This window comes from Flavobacterium litorale (assembly GCF_019613795.1).
GTDB lineage: Bacteria > Bacteroidota > Bacteroidia > Flavobacteriales > Flavobacteriaceae > Flavobacterium > Flavobacterium litorale.
Genome location: NZ_CP080429.1, coordinates 1333918 through 1350304, shown reverse-complemented (window position 1 = coordinate 1350304; position 16387 = coordinate 1333918). Strand labels below are relative to the sequence as shown.

General features: G+C 37.7%; 14 protein-coding genes. 11 read left to right on the top strand and 3 right to left on the bottom strand.

What is annotated here, in order from left to right; genetic code table 11:
- The first annotated feature begins 9 nt into the window (after nucleotides 1-9).
- Entirely contained in the window at nucleotides 10-864 is an 855-nt protein-coding gene (gene accD / locus K1I41_RS05955; protein ID WP_220641766.1) for an acetyl-CoA carboxylase, carboxyltransferase subunit beta, read from the top strand.
- 215 nt (nucleotides 865-1079) lie between these two features.
- Here accD and K1I41_RS05950 read toward each other — a convergent pair whose 3' ends face one another.
- The gene (locus K1I41_RS05950; RefSeq protein ID WP_220641765.1) at nucleotides 1080-2330 is read right to left on the bottom strand and encodes an ABC transporter permease; all 1251 of its coding nucleotides are present in this window, start codon (nucleotides 2328-2330) and stop codon (nucleotides 1080-1082) included.
- A gap of 156 nt (nucleotides 2331-2486) precedes the next feature.
- Here K1I41_RS05950 and purH point away from each other — a divergent pair, with 156 nt between their 5' ends.
- The 6 genes from purH (at nucleotide 2487) to rodA (ending at nucleotide 9553) form a co-directional block, all read left to right on the top strand.
- Nucleotides 2487-4013 (top strand): bifunctional phosphoribosylaminoimidazolecarboxamide formyltransferase/IMP cyclohydrolase, encoded by a 1527-nt coding sequence (gene purH, locus K1I41_RS05945; protein ID WP_220641764.1) that lies wholly within the window; start codon nucleotides 2487-2489, stop codon nucleotides 4011-4013.
- A gap of 63 nt (nucleotides 4014-4076) precedes the next feature.
- Complete coding sequence (locus tag K1I41_RS05940) at nucleotides 4077-5105, top strand: rod shape-determining protein (protein ID WP_220641763.1); 1029 nt, start codon at nucleotides 4077-4079, stop codon at nucleotides 5103-5105.
- 11 nt (nucleotides 5106-5116) lie between these two features.
- Nucleotides 5117-5941 carry a rod shape-determining protein MreC gene (gene mreC, locus K1I41_RS05935; protein ID WP_220641762.1) on the top strand — a complete coding sequence of 275 codons (825 nt, stop codon included), beginning with the start codon at nucleotides 5117-5119 and terminating at the stop codon, nucleotides 5939-5941.
- On the top strand, nucleotides 5934-6440 hold the full coding sequence (locus K1I41_RS05930; RefSeq protein ID WP_220641761.1) for a rod shape-determining protein MreD: 507 nt from the start codon (nucleotides 5934-5936) through the stop codon (nucleotides 6438-6440). Before mreC ends, K1I41_RS05930 begins: the two co-directional genes overlap by 8 nt.
- A complete protein-coding gene (gene mrdA, locus K1I41_RS05925) occupies nucleotides 6437-8296 on the top strand; it encodes a penicillin-binding protein 2 (protein ID WP_220641760.1) in 1860 nt (619 codons plus the stop codon). The genes K1I41_RS05930 and mrdA overlap by 4 nt, the downstream gene beginning before the upstream one ends.
- Complete coding sequence (rodA, locus tag K1I41_RS05920) at nucleotides 8297-9553, top strand: rod shape-determining protein RodA (RefSeq protein WP_220641759.1); 1257 nt, start codon at nucleotides 8297-8299, stop codon at nucleotides 9551-9553.
- Nucleotides 9554-9567: 14 nt separating this feature from the next.
- On the opposite strand, the gene K1I41_RS05915 is transcribed toward rodA, so the two are convergent.
- Together K1I41_RS05915 and K1I41_RS05910 are read right to left on the bottom strand one after the other, a co-directional pair.
- A complete protein-coding gene (locus tag K1I41_RS05915; protein WP_220641758.1) occupies nucleotides 9568-10680 on the bottom strand; it encodes an ABC transporter permease in 1113 nt (370 codons plus the stop codon).
- A gap of 4 nt (nucleotides 10681-10684) precedes the next feature.
- Nucleotides 10685-12898: a carboxy terminal-processing peptidase gene (locus K1I41_RS05910; RefSeq protein WP_220641757.1), complete on the bottom strand. Its 2214-nt coding sequence runs from the start codon at nucleotides 12896-12898 to the stop codon at nucleotides 10685-10687.
- A 140-nt stretch (nucleotides 12899-13038) separates the two neighbouring features.
- Here K1I41_RS05910 and surE point away from each other — a divergent pair, with 140 nt between their 5' ends.
- The 4 genes from surE (at nucleotide 13039) to K1I41_RS05890 (ending at nucleotide 16381) form a co-directional block, all read left to right on the top strand.
- On the top strand, nucleotides 13039-13812 hold the full coding sequence (gene surE / locus K1I41_RS05905) for a 5'/3'-nucleotidase SurE (protein WP_374106915.1): 774 nt from the start codon (nucleotides 13039-13041) through the stop codon (nucleotides 13810-13812).
- A gap of 79 nt (nucleotides 13813-13891) precedes the next feature.
- Nucleotides 13892-14422 carry a lipocalin family protein gene (locus tag K1I41_RS05900; RefSeq protein WP_220641755.1) on the top strand — a complete coding sequence of 177 codons (531 nt, stop codon included), beginning with the start codon at nucleotides 13892-13894 and terminating at the stop codon, nucleotides 14420-14422.
- 103 nt (nucleotides 14423-14525) lie between these two features.
- On the top strand, nucleotides 14526-15638 hold the full coding sequence (gene lpxB, locus K1I41_RS05895; RefSeq protein ID WP_220641754.1) for a lipid-A-disaccharide synthase: 1113 nt from the start codon (nucleotides 14526-14528) through the stop codon (nucleotides 15636-15638).
- A 65-nt stretch (nucleotides 15639-15703) separates the two neighbouring features.
- Nucleotides 15704-16381: a C40 family peptidase gene (locus K1I41_RS05890; RefSeq protein WP_220641753.1), complete on the top strand. Its 678-nt coding sequence runs from the start codon at nucleotides 15704-15706 to the stop codon at nucleotides 16379-16381.
- Nucleotides 16382-16387 lie beyond the last annotated feature (6 nt).

Below are 16387 nucleotides of genomic sequence, written 5' to 3'. Positions count from 1 at the left end.
TGAATATATATGGCTTGGTTTAAGAGAACGGAAAAAGGAATACAGACACCAACCGAAGATAAAAAGGATGTACCAAAAGGATTATGGTACAAATCGCCTACGGGCAAAATTATTGATGCCGAAGAGCTGGAGAAAAACTTTTACGTTAGTCCAGAAGATGGGTATCACGTTCGAATAGGTAGCAAGGAATATTTTGCTATACTTTTTGACGATAATGAGTTTGAAGAGCTTGATGCCAACATTACATCCAAAGATCCTTTAAAGTTTGTTGATACTAAAAAATACAACGATCGTTTAAAGGATGCTATGGACAAAACCAAGCTAAAAGATGCGGTGCGTACAGCTGTAGGGAAATCTAAGGGGAAAGACCTTGTGGTATGCTGTATGGACTTTGCTTTTATTGGTGGATCTATGGGATCGGTAGTGGGCGAAAAAATAGCACGTGGTATTGACCATGCTATTAAAAACAAACTACCTTTTGTAATGATTTCAAAATCGGGTGGTGCCCGAATGATGGAAGCAGCAATGTCCCTAATGCAAATGGCAAAAACATCGGCAAAATTAGCACAACTTGCCGAGGCAGGCTTGCCTTACATATCATTGTGTACCGACCCTACTACGGGGGGTACAACGGCATCGTATGCCATGTTGGGCGATATTAATATCTCAGAGCCTGGTGCGCTAATTGGCTTTGCAGGACCCCGTGTTGTAAAAGATACTACGGGTAAAGAGTTACCCGAAGGTTTCCAGACCGCAGAATTTCTATTAGAACATGGTTTTCTAGACTTTATAACACACCGTAAGAATCTGAAAGATAAAATTAACCAGTATATTGATTTGATACAAAATCAACCTATACGGTAGGAATAACAAGATTTTAAGAACCAAACCCCAATGCTGAACATTGGGGTTTGGTTTTTTTATAGAATTACCAAAAAGGCTAAATGTGATAAAAAAAGCCCTATAAATGACCACAAAAGAGTTTTTGGTAAATTAAATTCAATGAAAATTCTTGCTATTAAGAGTAATACAGCTTGTAAAAAGACAAACACAGATACATCATAATCTGTATAAAAATATTACATGCCACTCCTAATCGCCTCAACAGGGTCAAGTTTAGAGGCTGCAATAGCAGGTAGTATACCCGAAACCAACCCAATAAATGTAGCCAACCCTGTACCAATAATTACATTGCCTAAGCTCAGTATAAACTCAAAATCGAGGGCATTGGTAAGCACTTTGGCAATACCCCACACCATAAGCATTCCTACTGCTCCACCTATTACAGATAGTATAACGGCTTCGAATAAAAACTGAAAGAGTATAAATTTATTTTTAGCGCCTAAGGCTTTTTGTATCCCTATAAGGTTGGTACGCTCTTTAACCGATACAAACATAATGTTAGCAATACCAAAACCTCCTACCAGTAACGAGAAACCACTAATAATCCAACCAATAACATTCATCTGCCCTATAATACCATCAATAAGGTCGGTAAAACCCGATAGGATGTCTATCATAAAATTATTAATATCGCCTGCCTTTATCCCTCTGTACGAGCGTAGTTTTTGGGTTATATCGGCTTTAACTCCCTCAGGGTCGGCACCAGGCATTGGCTTAATAACAATTACGGGCGTCATAAAATTATTGTTATCACCATACATACGGCGTAAAAAATTGACAGGTATAATAATCGTAATATCGTTACTAGGCCCAAAAGTACTTTCACCCTGCTTTTTTAACACCCCAATTACAGTAAAACGCTGCCCATAAATTCTAATTTTCTTTTCAACGGGGTCTTGGTCGCCAAACAAATTCTTGGCTATTTCATGCCCAATTACGGCTACTGCTTTACCCGAGTTGGCTTCCGATTCGTTATAAAAACGCCCCGATGCAATATCAAGGCTCTGTATGTCTTCAAACTCATGCGACACAGGAACCATATTAACATTGCTTACCGAGTTGGCTTCGTACTTAACCATCTCACTCTTAGTAAATATTTGATATGCCATATACTCTGCCGATGGTACAGCATCCTTTAAGTATTGGTATTCATCGTAAGTAACGTCTGGAAATTGCTGTCGCTTCCAACGTGGAATTTCTGAAGGTGCAAACGAAAAACGCTTTAGGTACATAGTATTTTCGTCTACCTTACTTAAATCCGATTTAATTTTTTTATCCAACGAGTCTACTGCTGCAAGCACGGCAATAATAGAGAAGATACCAATGGTAACCCCCAACAATGATAAAAATGTTCGGAGTTTATTGTTTATTAATGCATTCATGGCAAATGCAAGACTTTCTCTAAGTAAGCGCAGGTATAACAGCATGGCAGTTGGTTTGTCTTGTGTAAAATTCTATATTTTTTTCGCAAAAACCTAAAACATCAAATAATAAAACAAAAAAGGTTAAAAATATTGCAGGCTATCACCTTGAATGTTACCCCTGCATTAACTACTTTTGCACTTTAAACACAACTACACAAAATGAGCATGCAAAAAACAATTTCATCGGCACTTATATCGGTATTTAACAAAGAAGGTTTAGAGCCCATAGTACGCAAACTGCACGAACAATCGGTAACCATTTATTCTACAGGTGGTACAGAGGCTTTTATTAAAAATTTAGGTATCCCTGTTGTTCCGGTAGAAGATGTAACATCGTACCCATCAATACTTGGCGGGCGTGTAAAAACATTACATCCTAAAGTTTTTGGAGGTATTCTTAACCGACAGGATAACGAGCAGGATGTACAGCAGATGCAAGAATACGATATTCCGCAGATAGATGTTGTTATTGTAGATTTATATCCGTTTGAGAAAACAGTAGCTTCGGGAGCACCAGAAGCTGATATTATAGAAAAAATAGATATTGGTGGTATCTCGTTAATTCGTGCCGCAGCCAAAAACTTTAAAGATACCGTTATTGTCGCGTCAGTAAACGAGTATAGCCTATTCCTAGATACTATTACTAAAAATAATGGTGCAACTAGTATAGAAGAACGTAAATTGTTTGCTGCAAAAGCATTCCACGTATCATCGCATTACGATACAGCCATATTCAATTATTTTAATACCGACGATACATTTTACAAAGAAAGCGTTGCCGATGGTAAGGTATTACGCTATGGCGAAAATCCACACCAAAAAGGTTTCTTTTTTGGTCAGTTCGACGAAATGTTTAACAAACTACACGGTAAAGAATTATCGTACAACAACCTGCTCGATGTGGATGCTGCAGTTAACCTAATGCAAGAATTTAAAAATGATGCGCCTACTTTTGCCATACTAAAACACAATAACGCTTGTGGCTTGGCTACCAGAGCTACTATAAAAGAGGCGTATGTTGATGCTTTAGCGGGCGACCCTACATCGGCATTTGGGGGTGTACTAATAGCCAACACTACAATAGATGCTGCTACTGCTGAGGAAGTAAACAAGCTCTTCTGCGAAGTAGTTATTGCACCAGCGTTTGATGATGATGCTATAGCGATACTGCAACAAAAGAAAAACAGAATACTACTGGTACAAAACGATATTGCACTACCTACCAAACAGGTACGTACTTGCCTTAACGGACTTTTAGTACAGGATAAAGATAACATTACCGATGGTAAGGAACATTTAAAAACGGTTACTACAACTGCCCCTACAGCGCAGGAGGTTGACGACCTTATTTTTGCATCTAAAATATGCAAGCACACAAAATCTAACACCATTGTGTTTGCTAAAAACAAACAACTTTTTGCATCAGGCACAGGGCAAACGTCTCGCGTAGATGCATTAAGGCAGGCTGTAGATAAAGCAAATTCGTTTCATTTTGACCTTAATGGAGCCGTAATGGCAAGCGATGCATTCTTCCCATTCCCCGATTGTGTAGAACTGGCTAAAAATGCAGGAATTACCGCTGTTATTCAGCCTGGAGGCTCTATAAAAGACGAATTGAGTATTGACTATTGTAACCAAAATAATGTTGCAATGGTATTTACAGGAACACGCCATTTTAAACATTAATTTTACTACTTTTGTAAGTCTAAACATTTACAAAACGCAGAACCTTAAATTCATAATATACCTATGGGATTTTTTGATTTCATGACTGAGGACATCGCCATTGACCTTGGTACCGCAAATACCCTAATTATTCATAATGATAAAGTTGTTATCGACAGTCCGTCGATAGTAGCGCGCGATCGAATATCGGGCAAAATCATTGCTGTTGGTAAAGAAGCCAACATGATGCAGGGTAAAACGCATGAAAACATAAAAACCATTCGCCCACTTAAAGATGGGGTAATTGCCGATTTTGATGCATCGGAAAAAATGATAAGTCTTTTTATTAAAAGTATCCCTGCATTAAAAAAGAAGCTTTTTAAACCTGCACTCCGTATGGTAATTTGTATACCATCGGGTATTACAGAAGTGGAGATGCGTGCCGTAAAAGAATCGGCAGAGCGCGTAAATGGTAAAGAGGTATACCTCATCCACGAGCCTATGGCAGCAGCAATAGGTATTGGCGTAGATATTATGCAACCTAAAGGTAACATGATTGTAGATATAGGTGGTGGTACTACCGAAATTGCTGTTATAGCACTAGGCGGTATTGTATGCGATAAATCGGTAAAAATTGCTGGTGATGTATTTACCAACGATATTGTATACTACATGCGTACGCAGCACAACCTTTTTGTTGGTGAGAGTACTGCCGAGAAAATAAAAATACAAATAGGTGCTGCTCTGGAAGATTTAGAAACACCACCCGAAGATATGTCGGTACAAGGGCGCGACTTACTTACAGGTAAACCAAAGCAGGTAGACGTATCGTATCGTGAAATTGCAAAGGCATTAGATAAATCGATACAACGTATAGAGGATGCTGTTATGGAAACATTATCGCAAACCCCACCCGAGCTAGCAGCCGATATTTATAACACAGGTATTTACCTTGCTGGTGGAGGATCGATGTTAAGAGGCTTGGATAAACGAATATCGCAAAAGACAGATTTACCTGTTTACATTGCCGAAGATCCGCTTAGGGCAGTAGTAAGAGGAACAGGAATGGCACTTAAAAACATACAAAAATTTAAAAGTATACTCATAAAATAAAGAACTAATCAATGCAGCAAATAGTAAATTTTATATTTAAAAACAGTATTCTACTACTGTTTTTGCTGCTTTTGGGCATATCGTTAACCCTTACGATACAATCACACTCGTATCATAAAAGCATGACCATTTCATCGGCAAACGCTATTAGTGGTTACACCTTTCAGCAAGTGTACAACGCAGAAAAGTATTTGGACTTACGGAAGGAAAACGAAAAACTGGCTAATGAAAATGCGCGATTAAAAAAATTATTATTTAATACGCCTGATAGTACAAGCACACCAATAGCAGCATTACCCACTGCCATTGGTAATTTTGATGTTATTCCCTCTAAAGTAATAGGCAATTCGTACAGCAAACACAAAAACTACATTACCCTTAATAGCGGTACAAACGATGGTGTAAAGCCCGATATGGGTGTAGTTAGTAATTTTGGGGTAGTAGGCATTATAGAAAATGTATCGCCTAACTATGCTACTGCTATAAGCGTACTTAACTTAAAATTTAAACTGGCTGCTAAAATTAAAAAGAGTGGGCATTACGGTTTTTTAGTTTGGGATGCTAAAAATGCAGGTTACACCCAACTTATAGATGTACCAAAACTAGCCGCTGTAGCCAAAGGCGATACTATTGTAACAGGAGGTCGGTCGGATATATTCCCAGAAAATATACCTGTAGGCACGGTAGAGCAAATTTTTACTGACAACCGCACCAACTACTATACCCTTAATGTAAGGCTGTTTAACGACATGACTAACTTGGGGCATGTGTACGTAATTGGGAATGAAGATAGGAATGAGATAATACAACTGGAAGCAGAAACGGGAAATGAATAGGGATGTAGTAACAAATAGTGTCCGCTTTATTGTTTTACTTATTTTACAAGTAATTGTATTTAACCGTATTAACCTTTTTGGGTTTGTTAACCCCTACCCCTATATACTTTTTATACTATTATACCCCGTAAACGGTAGCAGGGCTTTACTCGTGTTTTCAAGTTTTTTGTTAGGACTTGGTATCGATATGTTTCTCAATTCTGGCGGGGTACATGCCGCAGCAAGTGTTACGCTTGCCTATATGCGCCCTACCATATTTAAATTCTCCTTTGGAATAAGTTACGAGTACCAAACCATCCGAATAAACGACAAACTATCATCAGAGCGTTTTTCGTTTATACTTATATCTGTTATACTACATCATTTAATTTTATATATTTTAGAAATATTTAGGTTCAGCCTAGTACTCGATATTTTATTACGGTCGGTACTATCCGCAGCGTTTACATTAATACTATGTATTACCATTATTTATTTAACTAAACCTGCAAAACGATGAGAAAGATATTATTACCCGCACTTATTATTGTTGGTGCTTTACTCATATCGGCAAAATTATACTACTTGCAAATTATTGATGATTCGTATATCAAACAATCAGAAAATAATGCTATAAAAGTTAAATACGAATATCCTGAAAGAGGGTATATATACGACAGAAACGGTAACCTAATGGTAGCCAACCAACCATCGTATGATATTATGGTTACACCTAAAGAGTTGAGTGATAATATAGATACACTACAAGTGTGCCGATTACTCAACGTTACCAAAGAGTATTATATTGATAAAGTGAATAAGGCGAGGGTATATAGCCCACGCCTACCCTCTGTATTTTTAGCACAGCTAAACAAAAAAGAATTTGCTGCTTTTCAGGAAAAAATACGTCGGTTTAAAGGGTTCGATATTGTAAAGCGTTCCTTAAGAGATTACCAGATTGATGCAGGGGCTAATGTTTTTGGATATATTGGACAGGTAGGTGAAGCGACAATAAAAAAACAGCCCTATTACAAAAGTGGTGATTTGATTGGGCGCCAAGGAGTAGAGCAAGTATACGAGAAAGAACTGCGCGGCATAAAAGGCGTAAAATACATCCAAAAAGACCGTTTTAATCGTGAAATAGGTCCGTTTAAAGGAGGTATTTATGATACTATCGCTATACAAGGTAAAGATATTACCTTAACGTTAGATAGTAAGCTACAGCAATATGGCGAAGCACTAATGTTTGAAAAGCGTGGTGGTATTGTAGCTATAGAACCCAAATCGGGAGAAATACTGGCATTAGTTACCGCACCAACCTATAGCCCTTCGTTACTCGTAGGTAGAGAACGCTCTAACAACTACAAAAAACTGGAAAAAGATACACTAGGCATACCGCTATACGATAGGGGTTTATTGGCAGAATACCCTCCAGGCTCGCCATTTAAAATATTAACAGGGCTTATTGGTTTGCAAGAAGAAGTGATTGACGAAAATACTGCTTTTACATGCCGGCATGGGTTTAGCTACGGGCGCGGTGCTTTTATGAAATGCCACGACTCGGGGAGCAATAAGCTGCACGCAGGGATATACAAATCGTGTAATACCTATTTTGCCAATACGTTTAGGCTTACTATAGATAAATATACCAAACCCGAATTGGGCGTAGAAGCATGGAGCAAGCACTTGAAAAGTTTTGGGTTAGGCAACTTTTTAGGGTATGACCTTCCGCCAGGAAGAAGAGGACTTATACCCGATGCAAATTACTACAAACGCTACTACCCGAACGGAGGTTGGAGAAGTTCGACTATTATATCAAACGCTATTGGGCAGGGCGAAATATTAATGACACCTATACAATTGGCCAATATGATGGCAACAATAGCAAATAAAGGCTACTACTATACCCCTCATATTATTAAGGAAATTAAAGATGGTGAAATAGATGAGAAGTTTACAAAAAAACACCAAACTACCATAGATAAACATTATTTTGACCCTATTATAGAGGGCATGTACGATGTGTACAACATAGGTACGGCAAGTTTGCTACAAGTAAAAGATATTAAAATTTGTGGTAAAACAGGTACTGCCGAAAACTTTACCAAAATAAATGGTGTAAAAACACAACTTACCGACCACTCTATATTTGTAGCATTTGCGCCAAAAGACGACCCTAAAATTGCTATTGCCGTTTTTGTAGAAAATGGTTATTGGGGCTCACGATGGGCAGGACCTATAGCTACATTAATGATAGAAAAATACTTAAAAGGAAAAATAACCCGAAAAGACCTTGAAGTGAGAATGCTTACTAAAGGACTTAAAGAAGAATATGCTAAAGTAACAAGCGGAAAACCTTTTACAATTAATAAATAAATGAAAAATCAGGGGGTAAGCGATAATATAGATTGGCTTACGGTACTACTATATATACTATTAGTAGGACTGGGGTGGATAACTATATACTCTGCATCGTTACCCGAAGTAACTACATCTTTACTGGATTTAAACCAGATATACGGTAAACAGCTATTTTTTATTATTATAAGTATTCCTATAATTATAGTGGTACTAACGTTAGATGCCAAGTTTTACGAAAAGTATGCATTTATCTTCTACTTATTTTCCATACTACTACTTGCTGGGCTCTTTATATTCGGTAAAACCATAAAAGGGCAAACCAACTGGTATTCGTTTGGTGGTTTTGGCTTGCAACCCTCGGAATTTGCTAAAATAACCACATCGTTAATGGTAGCAAAATACCTGAGCGATATACAAATAGACCTCAAAAATTTTAACCACCAACTGGTTACTTTTGGTATTATACTTTTCCCTGTAGCATTAATATTAATGCAGCCTGATGCAGGAAGTGCCATGATTTTTATGATACTCATTATAGCCATATACCGCGAGGGCTTGCCCAGTTGGTATTTATGGACAGGATTTATAGCTATTGTGCTATTTGTAGGAGCACTACTCACAAAATGGCAATTTATACTAGCAGGTGTACTGGTAATAATGGCATTACACTTTTTCATGAAAAAGCGTACCAGAAAGAATCCTGTACTGTATATAACCCTATTTGCAGCAATAGCCGCGTTTACCTATTCGGTAGATTTTGTATATGAAAACGTACTAGAGTCGCACCAGAAAGACCGAATAAACGTATTATTTGGTAAGGAGGTAGATAATAAGGCAGAAGGCTATAACCTTAACCAATCGTTAATTGCAATTGGCTCTGGCGGATGGACGGGTAAGGGCTACCTAGAAGGCACGCAAACCAAAGGGAAATTTGTACCCGAACAACATACCGATTATATTTTTACTACAGTAGGCGAAGAATGGGGCTTTTTGGGTGCTATACTTATTATTGTGTTATTTGTAACGCTATTGTTACGAATTTTATTTATTGCCGAACGCCAAAAATCGAGCTTTAGCCGAACCTACGGTTACTGTGTGGCAGCCATATTGTTTATGCACTTTTTTGTAAACATAGCTATGCTTATTAACCTTTTCCCAACTATTGGTGTACCGCTACCCTTTTTCTCGTACGGTGGGTCGAGTTTATTTGCATTTACCATACTGCTTTTTATTTTTATAAAGCTTGATGCAAATAGAATAAACGAGTGGTAAAATAAATACAGTAACTACTCTGTTTTTACATCGAGTGAATCGCGTAGCGCATTGCCCATCATCATAAAAGCAAGTACCAATAACAACATGGCAATACCAGGCGCAAGTGCTAAGTAAGGTTTCCCTAAAATAATATAATTGTAATGGTCTTTAATCATACCGCCCCAACTGGGCACAGGAGGTTGCGCACCCAAGCCTAAAAAGCTAAGACCGCTTTCTACCAATATTGCAGAAGCAAAATTGGCTGCCGATATAACAATTACAGGTGCCATACTATTAGGCAATATGTGTTTAAAGATGATTCTGCCATCACGATACCCTAAGGCACGTGCTGCCGTAACAAATTGCATTTGTTTTAAACTCATTACCTGCCCGCGTACTACACGGGCTACCTCTACCCACATGGTTAGCCCTACGGCAATAAATACCTGCCAAAAGCCTTTACCCAAGGCTAATGTAATGGCTATAACAAGCAATAATGTAGGTATGGACCATATTATGTTTACAAGCCACATTACAAAGGCATCTACTTTACCACCAAAATATCCTGCTATTGCACCGAAGAATATACCCACTACAAGTGATATAAATACGGCTACAAAACCAATGGCTATAGATACTCGTGAGCCTACAATAAGCCTGCTCAATAAATCGCGCCCTTGGCTATCAGTACCTAGTATAAATTTTTGGTTTCGGATGTAATCTTGTTCAATAGTAGTTACAGTAACGTTATTACCATAACTAGCAAGTGCTATACGTTTTGTAGTCGCCATAGTGGCATCTTCAGCATAAGTGGTGTATGTAATACTATCGTTTACTATACTATAATCTAAAATAGGCACTTTGGGTACTACGTTAGTTTTTCCTGTAAAGTACGATGCAAAAGTGGTAGTGTATTGTTGTTTGTTGTGTGGTAGTGTAAGCATTTTAACGGTAAAACCTGGCGATTTGGAGCCAATGGCAAGGTCGCCCCAATTAGCGTTTTTCGTGTTATCGGGTGCTAGCACGTAAGCAAACAGAGCTACAAAAATGAGAATAAGGATAAACCAAAAACTTAAAACGCCCCAAAAATTCTTTTTGAATTTTTGGAGCGCTAAGCCTGTAAGCGATTGATTGGATTTATCCATTCAATTATCTGGTTTTAATCGTTTTTGTTGTTTTAGCAATGCCCTCGCTTTTACGCGGTGATTCTACTTGCATATCATCAAGAACATTAATTGCTTCTTCTACATATATGTCTTTAGAAAGACTTTCGTACCAACGCTCTTTTTTCTCTGCGAATGATGGGTCTTTCTCAAAGATTTTTTTATCATGCTTTAAAGCCTCAAACTTCAGGTTATTTTTATAATCGTTAAGTGCCTTAAATTTTTTAGTTATAGCCTCATTTTTAGTTAGCTCTGCTTTAAATTTATCAATTTCTAGGCTATAGGTATTATCATCTTTTTGCTCGTTAATCCATTTTGCATTCTCATCTACTAACTGGAATTGCGGATTGGATGCCATTCGTTTTTTACTTTCGGACACTATAGTTGAGAAATTATTGTTTGCTGTACGGTAATCTGCTTTAGCAATTTTATCCCAAGGCATTGCATAGTCCATATCACGCTCTCCCATATCAATATACGAGAAACGGTCTGGCATTACAATATCACTATACACACCCTCACGCTGTGTAGAGCCTCCGTTTATTCGGTAAAATTTCTGTGTTGTTGTTTTAAGCGCGCCAAGGTCGCCCATAGAGCTGCTTCGTACAAACTGGTTAAGGTCAATAATATTTTGTACTGTACCTTTACCGTACGTATGGCGGCTTCCCATTATAATACCCCTGTTATAATCTTGTATGGCAGCAGCAAATATTTCTGAGGCTGATGCCGAGAAGTTGTTTACGAGTACTACTAACGGTCCATCCCATTGTACTGTTGCATCGTTATCTCTTAATACCTCAACCCTGCCATTTGGTGAGCCGTCGTTGGAGCGAGAACGCACTTGCACTACGGGTCCTTTTTCTATGAATAAACCTGTAATATCCACAACTGTTCGTAACGAACCTCCTCCGTTGTTTCTTAAATCCATTATTATACCTTCTACACCCTCTTCTTTCAGTCGCGCCACCTCAACAGCAACGTCTTTGGCAGCATCACGGTTGTCTTTATTTTCAAAATCAATATAGAATTTAGGTAAGTTGATTATACCGTATAGTTTACCATCTTTTTTAACTATGCTCGATTTTGCATAGGTTTCCTCTATCTCTACTACTTCGCGTATTATCGAAATTACATCTATCGTTCCGTCTACTTTTTTAACGGTAAGGCGTACTTCTGTACCTTTAGGTCCTTTTATTTTTTTCACCACATCGTCAATACGCATCCCTGCAATATCAATAGGGTCTTCATCGCCTTGTGCTACCTTCATAATCAAATCGCCAGGCTCAAGTTCTTTGCCTCTCCAAGCAGGACCTCCAGGTATTAATTCTGATATTTCTATGTAGTCGCTTTTCTTTAGTAATCGAGCACCAATACCTTCCAAAGAGCCTCGCATACTGGTATCAAACTTTTCCTTATCATTAGGTGCAAGGTAAAACGTATGCGGATCAAAACGCTCTGCAATAGCGTTAAGGTACATAGTAAACCACTCTTCGCGTTTTAAATCTTCAATAAAATCAAAGTAATCATTTAACGATTTAAGATTTGATTCTCTAGCTTCTTTTTCTAGCTCAGCAAATGTTTTTTTAACATCGTCTGGTTTTTTAGTATCCGCTTTCTTATCACCTTTATCTGCTGGCGGATTTTCTTGTAGCTTTTGCTTGTCTACCACAGAGGATAGTACTGATAGTTTTAATTGCTTTTCCCAACGTTTTCTTAGTGCATTATCGTTTGCAGGATAAGGTTGTTTGTCATAATCAACACTAAACTGCTCATCGGCAGTAAAATCAAACGGTTTTTCAAGTATTTCTTCATAAAACCCTTTTGCCTCGCTCATTCTGGCTTTAAGCCTATTATGGGTAAGGTCAAAAAAAGTAAGGTCTTTACTTTTTATCATATCGTCAAGGCGTGTTTCGTATTTTGAAAACTCCTCAATATCCGACTGGATAAAGAAACGTTTTGATGGGTCGATACTCTCAAGGTAGTTTTTGTATACTCCTTTAGAGAATTCGTCATCAATCTCTTCAGGACTATAGTGCCCTTTCTCTACCACAAAGGTTATTAACTCAATTAATATCCTATCCTTTTCTGGGTCGTATGCCTTTTCTTGTTTGGGTATAAAACTCCAAAGTGCTACCGCAAGTACGGTAACAATAATCAATACTTTATAATTTCTTTTCATATAGCTCAAAATAGCGTTCATTTTAGACTAACTTTACATAAAAAACTGTGCCAAAAGTGCGCTACTGTTTAATTTTAAGTAACATTTAAAGGAATGGCTACACCATTAATTTACGTATTTTAGCAAACGTAAAAATACAACTCTTATTTTTAAATAGCTACATAATGACTAAAAAACCACTTATACTGGTAACTAACGACGATGGTATAACGGCTCCTGGAATTAGAACGCTTATAGCGGTAATGCAAGAAATTGGTGATGTAGTGGTGGTAGCACCCGATAGTCCGCAATCGGCAACAGGACATTCCATAACCATAAACAATACACTTTTTGTAAATAAGATTACTAAAGACGGCGATGCAACACAGGAGTATAGCTGCTCGGGCACTCCTGTAGATAGTGTAAAAGTAGCAGTACACGAAATACTAAAACGTAAACCCGACCTTTGTGTTTCGGGTATTAATCATGGTTCTAACTCATCCATCAATGTAATTTACTCGGGTACCATGAGTGCTGCTGTAGAGGCAGGCATGGAAGGCATACCTGCCATTGGTTTTTCGTTATGCGATTATGATTGGAATGCTGATTTTGAACCTACAAAAACGTTTGTAAAGCAAATTGCGCAAGAGGTATTAAAAAACGGTTTACCCGATGGTGTTATACTTAATGTAAATTTACCAAAACTAACAGCCGCTAAAATTAAAGGCATAAAAGTATGCCGACAGGCAAAAGCAAGCTGGCAAGAGCAGTTTGATAAACGTACCAACCCGCAAGGAAGAGATTATTATTGGTTAAGTGGTGAATTTGTTAATATGGATAATGGCGAGGATACGGATGAATGGGCTTTGGCAAACGGATATGTATCCATCGTGCCCGTGCAATACGATTTAACAGCCTACCATGCTATGCAAAAAATTAACAACTGGAATTTTTAAGCGTTTAGTTAAATATTACGTTATTGTTTGAATTTTAATTCGAAAAAGTATATTTACACAAAATTTTAAAACTTTTTATATGAAAAAATTAATGATTCTTGCTGCTGCGGCACTGTTAACAGTATCTTGTTCTGATGATGATGGGGATTCAACTGGTAACGTATCAGTAAACGGAACATGGAATCTTACCGCTTTTACAACTAACGAAGCTGCTGATATTAATAACGACGGAACGGCATCAACTAATTTTATTGCTGAATCAGGGTGCTATGGTAATTCTAGTATCGTTTTTGCCAATGAAAACTCAGCAATATTCAACCTAGAAGAGCTTGATATAGAGCTTGACCTTGTTATTGGTACTGAGGATTCTTACGAATATTCTATTGATTGTATTGGAGCAGAGCCAGAAGTTGGAATGTATACTGTTTCTGACAACTCGGTATCAGTAGTTTTTGATTACGGAGATGGCGAAACTGAAACTGCAATATTTGCACGATCGGGTAATACACTAACGGTAACCATACCTGAACTTGTTGACGTACCTGTGGAGGATAACGGCGATATTACGTACTCGTTTGTAGGTGCAACACTTGTATTTACCAAACAATAAGTAAAACAACATAAGCGTTAAACAGCCTGTGCTATGCACAGGCTGTTTTTTTATATATACTACAAATAAAATAAACACTATTTTTGAGAGATAAATTAGACCCATGAAATATTACATAATTGCGGGCGAAGCATCGGGCGACTTACATGGTGCTAACCTCATGAAAGAGTTATACAAACAGGATAACCAAGCGGAAATACGCTTTTGGGGTGGCGACCTTATGGAACAAGTAGGAGGAACACTGGTAAAACATTATCGTGATTTGGCTTTTATGGGGTTTGTGGAGGTACTACAAAACTTAAAAACAATACTAAACAACATTACATTTTGTAAAGAAGATATTACTGCTTTTAACCCCGATGTAATTGTATTTATAGACTATCCTGGCTTTAACATGCGCATTGCCAAATGGGCACGTAAACAAGGGCTAAAAACGCATTATTACATTTCGCCACAAATATGGGCTTGGAAAGAAAACCGCATTAAAGCCATTAAGCGCGATGTAGACAAAATGTATATTATATTGCCTTTTGAGAAGGATTTTTACGAAAAAAAGCATCAATTTCCTGTAGAGTTTGTGGGGCATCCGCTTATTGATGCAATACAAAACAGACCTACAACGGATAATGAAGCATTCCGAAAAGAACACAATTTAGACGACCGCCCTGTTATAGCATTGCTACCAGGCAGCCGTAAGCAGGAAATATCCGTAATGTTGTCGGTAATGCTATCGGTAGTAGACGATTTCCCAAACTATCAATTTGTAATTGCAGGCGCACCAAGCCAAGAGTATAACTTTTATGAACAATTTTTAAACAAAAGAAGCATCCACTTTGTAAGCAATAAAACGTACGATTTATTGAGCATTGCACATGCTGCCTTAGTAACATCGGGTACAGCAACACTTGAAACTGCTTTATTTAAAGTACCCGAAGTGGTGTGCTACAAGGGCAACTGGATATCGTACCAAATTGCAAAGCGTATTATTACCTTAAAATATATTTCCTTAGTGAATTTGATTATGGATAAGGAAGTTGTTAAAGAGCTGATACAAGGCGACTTTAATAAAAAGAACATAAAAGCAGAGCTTCAAAAAATACTCGATACTCCGCATCGTGAAAAACTATTGGCGGATTATAATGCTTTAGAACAAAAATTAGGTGGTGCAGGTGCTAGTGCTAATACAGCAAAACTAATAATTGAGCACGTTAAATAAGAGCTAACTACCGTTTTAAAAAATTTCTATATTTGTAAGCAACAGCAGCTAATTAAACTATTATTTTGAAAATACTCTTATCGATATCGTTTTTAGCTTTGCTATTGGTTTCTTGGAAATCATCAGCACAAATAACTACATCCAAACAGGAAGCTATAGATAAGGGGCTGTACTCGTATACTGAACACGATAACGGCGCTCTAACCGAAGTATTGGATGAATTATCTGGTGACTTAACCGATACTCCAACAGAAGGAACATCTGGAAACACAGCTACTGTAAAGCAATATATAGGTTTAATAACAGATCCTGAACCCGACCCCGATTTTATACCCGCTCCCGATGAAAGCTATCTCATTAAGCAGTTAGTGTACAGTGCTCTGGAATTTGAGGGGGCTAAATACCGAAGAGGTGGCACTACACAAAACGGTGTAGATTGTAGTGGTATGATATATACCACTTTTAACACCTTTAATATTGTATTACCACGAACCTCTCGTGAAATGGCTAGAATGGGGGAAAAAGTAAAACTCAAAAAAGTAAAAAAGGGCGATCTTTTGTTTTTTGATAACAGAACAAGCAGAAAAAACATAAACCATGTAGGGCTTGTAATAGAGGTAACACCAGATGGCGAAATTAAATTTTTACATGCTACATTACACCTAGGGGTAACCGTATCATCTATGAACGAAGCCTATTACAAAAGAAACTTTGTACAGGCGAACCGAATTATAGCAGATTAATTTGCA